Source organism: Amycolatopsis rhizosphaerae (assembly GCF_007713715.1).
Taxonomy (GTDB): domain Bacteria; phylum Actinomycetota; class Actinomycetes; order Mycobacteriales; family Pseudonocardiaceae; genus Amycolatopsis_E; species Amycolatopsis_E rhizosphaerae.
In genome coordinates, this window is the sequence record NZ_VJWX01000403.1 from 1 (window position 1) to 6,547 (window position 6,547).

Below are 6,547 nucleotides of genomic sequence, written 5' to 3' on the forward strand. Positions count from 1 at the left end.
GCCCGGGCTGGAAGGCGACGCCGTCGCGAAGCTCGTACGCGCCGAGTGCGAGGCCGACGACGCGACCGTGGCCGGGATCGCCGAACGGACCGGCGGCAACCCGTTCTACGTGCGGGAGAGCGCGCGGGGCGTGTCTGCTTGGGGCGGAGGGACTGCCGCACGGAGGACGTCCGTGCGCTGGGCGAGGATCGCCTCTTCCAGGGCCACCAGGTCCGGACCGGGGTCGAGGCCCAGTTCGTCGGCGAGGGTGGCGCGGGCGCGGCGAAGCGCGGCCAGGGCGTCGGCCTGGCGGCCGCTGCTCCACAGTGCGAGGGCGTGCAGGCGCCAGCCCTCCTCGCGCAGGGGATCGTCGCGGGTGAGGCCCTCCGCCTCGGGCACCACCGCCGCGGGGTCGCCGAGCCGCAGTCCCGCCGCGATGTGCAGTTCGCGGGCGACCAGGCGCAGCTCGTTCAGCCGGGCGATTTCGGCGGCGGCCCACGGCTCGTCGACGACCTCGGCGAACGCGGGTCCCCGCCACAGCGCCAGCGCTTCGTCCAGCCGGGCGCGGGCGTCACGGGGATCGGCGAGCGTACGGGCCTCGTCGAGCAGCTCCTCGAAGCGCCATGCGTCCACCGCCCCCGGAGCCAGCCGCAGTGCGTAGCCGGGCGATGCGCTTACCAGCAGGCGTGCCGGGGTTCGCGGCGGGCGGCCGGGTTCCAGCAGGCGGCGCAGGTTGGACACGTACGCCTGCAACGACGCCAGAGCGCGTGACGGCGGTTCGCCGCGCCACAGGTCCTCGACCATCCGGTCGACCGACACGACCTGCCCGCGCGCAGCCACCAGCAGGGCCAGCACGCCGCGCTGCCGCGGCCCGCCGAGGGGAACGGGCTCGCCGCCCGCCTCGGCCGTGAACGAGCCCAACACCCGGATCAAGAGCATGACGTGGCACATCGTATTCGCGGCCGCTTCAAGTGTTCCAAGTCGATTCCAAGTGCCTTCCAAACGCCCGGACGCAGTCTTGATCACGTCGAACCGATGAAGGGCAGGAACAGATGACCGTCGACACCCAGGACATGGAGATCGTCCACCGCGCCTTCCGCCGCGAGTCGCGGCTGCTGATGGAGCTCGTCGAGGCGGTCGCCCCGGGGGACACGGCTCGCGCAAAGGTGATCGCCGACCACTTCCGCGACTACCGGCTGGGACTGAAGAACCACCACGAGGGCGAGGACGAGCTGCTGTGGCCGCCGCTCCTCTCCCGGGTCGATCTGGAGGCGGACATCGTCTTACGCATGGAGGCCCAGCACGAGCGGATCTCCGCCACCATGGCCAGGCTGGACACCGTGGTCCCTGAGTGGGAGGCCACCGCCGGAGCCGCCGAGCGCGACACCCTCGTGGCGGTCCTCGCCGATCATCGGGCGGTCCTGCTCGAACACCTCGACGACGAGGAGACCACTCTTCTTCCGCTCGCGGCCAAGCACATCACCGAAAAGGAATGGGCCTCCCTGGGCGAGCACCTGGTGGCCAACACGCCCAAGCTCACGCTGCTGACGCTTTTCGGCCTCGTCTTGGAGGACGCGAACCCGGCCGAGCGCGCCACGCTCCTGTCCGTCCTCCCCGCACCGGTACGTGGCATCTGGCACGTCATCGGCCGCCCCCGCTACGTCCGCCACATGCGCCGCGTCCGCGCGGCCTGACCCGGCCCTTCCCTTATCCGAACGCGCCTCGCAAGGAGACGACAATGTCGCTGAAGAAGATCAACACCGTCCTGGCCGCCGCCGGCATCCTCTTCATCCTCTACATCGGGATGTCCTACGTCCTGACCCCCGAGACCACCGCGCCGGGCTTCGGCCTGCCGAGCTGGCCCTCCGGCGACGGCGGCGGTTTCCTGATCCTGAAAGGCATCCGCGACATCGTGTCCGGCCTGGTCCTGAGCGTCCTGCTGCTGACCGGTCACCGTCGCGCCCTGGGCTGGGTCCTGCTGGTCGAGGCCCTCACCCCGTTCGGCGACATGACCAACGTGCTCGCCCACGGCGGCTCCGCGACCGTGGCGTTCGGCGTCCACGGCCTGACCGCGGCGCTGGTCGTCATCACCGGTCTACTGACCCTGCGCGAGACCCGCAAGGTCACCGCCGCCCCGGTCCCCGCCCTGCGTTGAGGTAAAAGCGGAAGGTTGCCGGTTCGCTCCCTGGCCTGCCACGGCACCTACCAGCGCGAACGGCCCTCGTCGAGATCGACGAAGGCCGTTCGGTGTTTTCCGGGTGGCGTCGGCGCTGGTTGAGGTCGCGAGGTTTTCGTTGCGACGGTGCCGGAAATGTCGGTGGTGCCTGCGACGATGCGGCAAGCGTCGAACGGAGGGGGTGCGGTGGTTGTTCGTATGACAAGCGGTGATCTGCTCGAATCGAAGGCGGATGCACTGGTCAACGCGGTCAATTCGGTGGGTGTGATGGGCAAGGGCATCGCGCTGCAGTTCAAGCGGGCCTTCCCGGAGAATTTCCGGGCGTATGAAGCGGCGTGCAAGCGGGGGCAGGTGAGACCGGGCGAGATGTTCGTGCATGCGACGGACGGCGGTGACGGTCCTCGCTACATCGTCAACTTCCCGACCAAGAACCACTGGCGTTCGAAGTCTCGCCTTGCCGACATCGAGGCCGGACTCGAAGACCTGCGCCGAGTCGTGCGAGAACTTGGTCTCCGCTCGGTCGCCGTGCCACCGCTCGGCTGTGGAAACGGCGGTCTCGACTGGGATGTGGTCGGTCCCGTTGTCGAGCGGGAACTGGGGGGATTGGCCGGCGTCGAGGTTCTTGTCTACGTCCCGTGAAGCAACGCATGTCACGAGGCGGGTGTCTGCCGGAACGTGGCCCGATACGCGCTGGGGGTCAGGCCCACGCGCCGCACCAGGTGCTGGCGCAGTGACTCGCTCGTGCCGATTCCGCTCAGGCGGGCGATCTGGTCCATCGGCAGCGTGGTCGTCTCCAGCAGTTCGCGGGCGCGGTCTATTCGTTGGTGCAGCAGCCATTGCAGCGGGCTGAGTCCCGTTTCGGAGTGGAACCGGCGGGTCAGGCTCCGGACGCTGATGTTCGCGTGCGCGGCGAGATCGGTGAGGGTCAGTTGCTCCTGGAGCCGTTGCCGGGCCCATTCCCGGGTGGCGGCCAGTGAGGTGCCGCGTTCCGGTGGCAGCGGCGACTCGATGAACTGGGCCTGGCCGCCCGGTCGCACCGGCGCGACCACCACATACCGGGCGACGGTGTTCGCCACCGCGGCACCGTAGTCGGTCCTGACCATGTGCAGGCACAGGTCGATACCGGCGGCAAGTCCCGCCGAGGTCAGGATGTTCCCGTCCTGGACGTAGAGCACGTCGGGCTGGACGTTCACGGCGGGAAAGCGCCGGGCCAGTTCGGCCGAGCGCGCCCAGTAGGTGGTGGCGTCCCTTCCGTCCAGCAGACCCGCCTCGGCGAGTACGAAAGCCCCCGTGCAGATCGCCGCGACCCGCTTGCCCGCCGAGGCGGCGGACCGGAGCGCGGTCAGGACCCGGACGTCGACCACTGTGGCACCGGTTCCGGTGACCATCACGGTGTCGGCGCCGTCCACCGCGTCGAGCCCACGGCCGATCACGATGTCCATGCCGCCGGCGCCCGGGACCCTGCCGGGGTCCGCGGTGCACAGCACCACCTCGTAGCCCGGCGCGTCCTGAACGGTCGCGACTACGCCGAACACGAGTCCGGGGATGGACAGGTCGAAGGTCGTGACGGGAGGTACCGCGATGACGGCGATCCGATGCATGGCCAGTTCCTTGGGGAATATGGCATTCAGGCCACTACTGTAGCGCCGCGCTGCCGAGCACAGTGGATGGAGCGGTCCGGAGCGGGCCGCAAGTCCTCCGAAATCACTTTGGGAGCAGCGGATGTCTTTGCAGGTAGTGGTCGGTGCCGGGGCGGCGGGAGCGGCCACCGCGCGGCAGTTGGCCGACTCGGGGGAACGGGTCCGGCTGATCACCCGGAGCGGCCGCGGACCCGATCACCCGGGGATCGAACGCGTCGCCGCCGACGCGGCCGACGCGGAGCGGCTGGCCGCACTGACCCAGGGGGCCGCCACCCTTTTCAACTGCGCCATGCCCGCCTACAACCTGTGGCCCACGGGCTGGCCGCCGCTGGCGGCCGCCCTGCTGACCGCCACCGAACGCACCGGCGCGGACTACGTGATGCTGGGCAACGTCTACGGTTACGGGCCGGTCGACGGCCCCTTCACCGAGGAAATGCCGATGGCGCCGATCACCGTCAAGGGCCGGGTGCGCGCCAAGATGTGGCTGGACGCGCTGGACGCGCACCAGGCGGGCCGGGTGCGGGTGACGGAAGTGCGTGCCAGCGACTTCTTCGGACCGTCTGCGGCCTCGTTGTACACGTTGACGGTCGTGCCCGGAATCCTGGCCGGGGAACCGGCCCGGTACGCCGGTGACCCGGACGTGCCCCACAGCTGGACCTACCCCGGTGACGCCGCCCGTGCCTTGATCGCGGCGAGCCGGGACGACCGGGCGTGGGGACGCGGGTGGCATGTTCCCTCGACCAGCGAGGCTTCGGTGGCCGAGTTGAGCGCGAAACTGGCCGAGGCGGCCGGTGCGCCCACGGCAGAGGTGACGCGCTTGTCCGACGCAGAGTTCGACGCGTTCGCGCGTGCGGACGCGATCACGGCGGAGATCCGCGAGATGCGCTACCTGTTCGACCGGCCCGCGATCCTGGATTCGGCCGAGACCGAACGGATCCTCGGCCTGAAGGCAACGCCTCAGGACGACGTGGTGCGGGAACTGATCGACGACTCGGTGAAGTGATGTCGGCCACGTCGCTCGTGCGATGATTCCGGGGCGGGGCCGAAGTCGGTACGGGCGACCCTGATCGACAACACGGACGGTGGGATCGCCATGGAGATCAAGACGCACCTCTTCGCCAGCATCGACGGTTACCTCTCCACACCGGAGGGATGGCCCGTCCAACTGGCGATGCCGACGTTCGACCCCCGCGGATCGCACGGGCTGCCGGAGTTCCTCGCCGGGTGCCGGGGCGCGGTGATGGGCCGGAACAGCTTCCTCCCGGCGCTGGGTGCGCCGCAATGGCCCTGGCCGGGGTTGCGGGTGTTCGTGCTGACCTCGACCCCGCTGCCCGAGGGCACGCCCGAGGACGTCGTCACCGCGTCCGATCCGGAGCGGTTGCTCGAACTGATGCGGGAGGCCGGGCTCGACGGCGACGTCCACCTCGTCGGCGGGCAGCGGACGCTCGACGCGTTCGTCGGGATCGGGGCGGTGGCGGAGCTCGGGATCGTCACCGTGCCGCGGTTCATGGGCGGCGGCGTGCGGCTGAGCATCGACGGCAGCGCGGTCCGGAGTTGGGAACTGCGGTCGACGCACCCGTTCCCGGACGGTTGCGTCAAGCACGTCTACACGCCGGCCTGATCGCACCGCAGCGCGGTCCGCCTGTGATCATGCACCTATCGTTGTTGGTTTGCAGGGGAGGCGGGCATGGGCGGCCGGTACGGGGCAGTGGACGTGTACTACCCCGAGGCCGGGGGCGCCACCGCGGCGCTGGTGATCGCCGCCGATCCCGCCTTCACCGAGGTGGTCGGCACTCACGTGGTCACGCTGGCCGAGGTGGCGCCGTACCGCCCGGGTGCCTTCTACGAGCGGGAGCTGCCCGCGGTGCGCGCCGTGCTGGCGGAGGCGGGGCCGCTCGACTTCCTGATCGTCGACGGCTACGTCGAACTCGACCCGGAGGGCAGGCCGGGGCTGGGGGCGCACGCGCATGCCGAGTTCGCGGTGCCGGTGATCGGCGTGGCGAAGAGCGCCTTCCATGGCGCAACGCACGCGATCGAGGTGCGCCGCGGCGGCGCGATGCGGCCGCTGTACGTCACCGCCGCCGGAATCGCGCCCGCCCGGGCGGCGGAACTGGTGCGCGGGATGGCGGGAGAGCACCGGATGCCGGACGCGCTCCGGTTGGTCGACCGGTTGTCGCGAACGGGAAAACACTCCCAATAACCAAGCATTGATTGTTTTATTGGTGTGACGCCGCGCCGCTTTATGTCGCGCTGGAACGTCTCTCGGAGCGTCCTGAAAGCGCTCTCTCAGAACGGGTGTGCGACCATGATCACGAAGCGTAGAACTGCGGCTCTACCTGGGTAATTCACTCGATTGGGTGATCACGCTGGTCAATGCGTATCCTCCCCGGGCTTAGCTCACAGCGTCCGATTGGCTTCCGTAGGTTGCGATAGCATCGCCGCGCGCCGAGGTTGCCAACGAGCGCCAACTTGCCGGGCGGCATCTGTTACTTGCTGTCCTCGCATACAGGAAGGGCCTATGTCCGATACGCCGTTAACCGCACCGCCCACGTCGCGGTGGGGCCACTCCCAGGGAGGCGCTCCCGCCGGACGGGACGTCGTCGAGCGTCTGCGATCCCGGCTCCTGCGCATCGCGCTGATTTCGGTGATCGCCGCGGCCGTCCTGGGGGTTGCGGGGGTGCTGGCGATCGCCTTCGCGGGTTCGTGGGCCACGTTCTCCGCCGTCGCGGTCGTCGTCGGCTGTGTGCTGATC

At 69.8% G+C, this 6,547-nt stretch carries 9 protein-coding genes; 7 read left to right on the forward strand and 2 right to left on the reverse strand.

Annotated elements, in window-relative coordinates:
* Positions 1-105: 105 nt before the first annotated feature.
* The gene (locus tag FNH05_RS28745; RefSeq protein WP_222426733.1) at positions 106-918 is read right to left on the reverse strand and encodes an AfsR/SARP family transcriptional regulator; all 813 of its coding nucleotides are present in this window, start codon (positions 916-918) and stop codon (positions 106-108) included.
* A 113-nt stretch (positions 919-1,031) separates the two neighbouring features.
* On the opposite strand from FNH05_RS28745, the gene FNH05_RS28750 reads away from it, so the two are divergent.
* The 3 genes from FNH05_RS28750 to FNH05_RS28760 all read left to right on the forward strand — a co-directional run bounded on the left by FNH05_RS28750 (position 1,032) and on the right by FNH05_RS28760 (position 2,794).
* Positions 1,032-1,673, forward strand: coding sequence for a hemerythrin domain-containing protein (locus FNH05_RS28750; protein ID WP_144591983.1), 642 nt, complete (start codon positions 1,032-1,034; stop codon positions 1,671-1,673).
* 44 nt (positions 1,674-1,717) lie between these two features.
* The gene (locus FNH05_RS28755) at positions 1,718-2,134 is read left to right on the forward strand and encodes a DUF4267 domain-containing protein (RefSeq protein ID WP_144591984.1); all 417 of its coding nucleotides are present in this window, start codon (positions 1,718-1,720) and stop codon (positions 2,132-2,134) included.
* Between the two features lie 156 nt (positions 2,135-2,290).
* Entirely contained in the window at positions 2,291-2,794 is a 504-nt protein-coding gene (locus FNH05_RS28760; protein ID WP_222426734.1) for a macro domain-containing protein, read from the forward strand.
* An 11-nt stretch (positions 2,795-2,805) separates the two neighbouring features.
* Here the strand turns inward: FNH05_RS28760 and FNH05_RS28765 are convergent, their stop codons facing one another.
* Positions 2,806-3,756, reverse strand: coding sequence for a GlxA family transcriptional regulator (locus FNH05_RS28765; RefSeq protein WP_144591985.1), 951 nt, complete (start codon positions 3,754-3,756; stop codon positions 2,806-2,808).
* 121 nt (positions 3,757-3,877) lie between these two features.
* Here FNH05_RS28765 and FNH05_RS28770 point away from each other — a divergent pair, with 121 nt between their 5' ends.
* From FNH05_RS28770 to FNH05_RS28785, 4 genes are all read left to right on the forward strand, one after another.
* The gene (locus FNH05_RS28770) at positions 3,878-4,798 is read left to right on the forward strand and encodes an NAD-dependent epimerase/dehydratase family protein (protein WP_144591986.1); all 921 of its coding nucleotides are present in this window, start codon (positions 3,878-3,880) and stop codon (positions 4,796-4,798) included.
* Positions 4,799-4,888: 90 nt separating this feature from the next.
* Entirely contained in the window at positions 4,889-5,416 is a 528-nt protein-coding gene (locus tag FNH05_RS28775; protein ID WP_144591987.1) for a dihydrofolate reductase family protein, read from the forward strand.
* Positions 5,417-5,482: 66 nt separating this feature from the next.
* Positions 5,483-5,995, forward strand: a complete 513-nt coding sequence (locus FNH05_RS28780) for an endonuclease V (protein WP_144591988.1) — start codon at positions 5,483-5,485, stop codon at positions 5,993-5,995.
* 318 nt (positions 5,996-6,313) lie between these two features.
* Positions 6,314-6,547 (forward strand): hypothetical protein (locus FNH05_RS28785; protein ID WP_144591989.1); only part of this gene is annotated, 234 nt, incomplete at its 3' end.

Excerpts from the sequence above, each read along its gene's own strand:
- FNH05_RS28760 (WP_222426734.1), top strand. The coding sequence starts at position 2,291 with ATGTCGGTGGTGCCTGCGACGATGCGGCAAGCGTCGAACGGAGGGGGT.
- FNH05_RS28745 (WP_222426733.1), bottom strand. The coding sequence starts at position 918 with ATGCTCTTGATCCGGGTGTTGGGCTCGTTCACGGCCGAGGCGGGCGGC.
- FNH05_RS28770 (WP_144591986.1), top strand. The coding sequence starts at position 3,878 with ATGTCTTTGCAGGTAGTGGTCGGTGCCGGGGCGGCGGGAGCGGCCACC.
- FNH05_RS28750 (WP_144591983.1), top strand. The coding sequence starts at position 1,032 with ATGACCGTCGACACCCAGGACATGGAGATCGTCCACCGCGCCTTCCGC.
- FNH05_RS28765 (WP_144591985.1), bottom strand. The coding sequence starts at position 3,756 with ATGCATCGGATCGCCGTCATCGCGGTACCTCCCGTCACGACCTTCGAC.
- FNH05_RS28775 (WP_144591987.1), top strand. The coding sequence starts at position 4,889 with ATGGAGATCAAGACGCACCTCTTCGCCAGCATCGACGGTTACCTCTCC.
- FNH05_RS28755 (WP_144591984.1), top strand. The coding sequence starts at position 1,718 with ATGTCGCTGAAGAAGATCAACACCGTCCTGGCCGCCGCCGGCATCCTC.
- FNH05_RS28780 (WP_144591988.1), top strand. The coding sequence starts at position 5,483 with ATGGGCGGCCGGTACGGGGCAGTGGACGTGTACTACCCCGAGGCCGGG.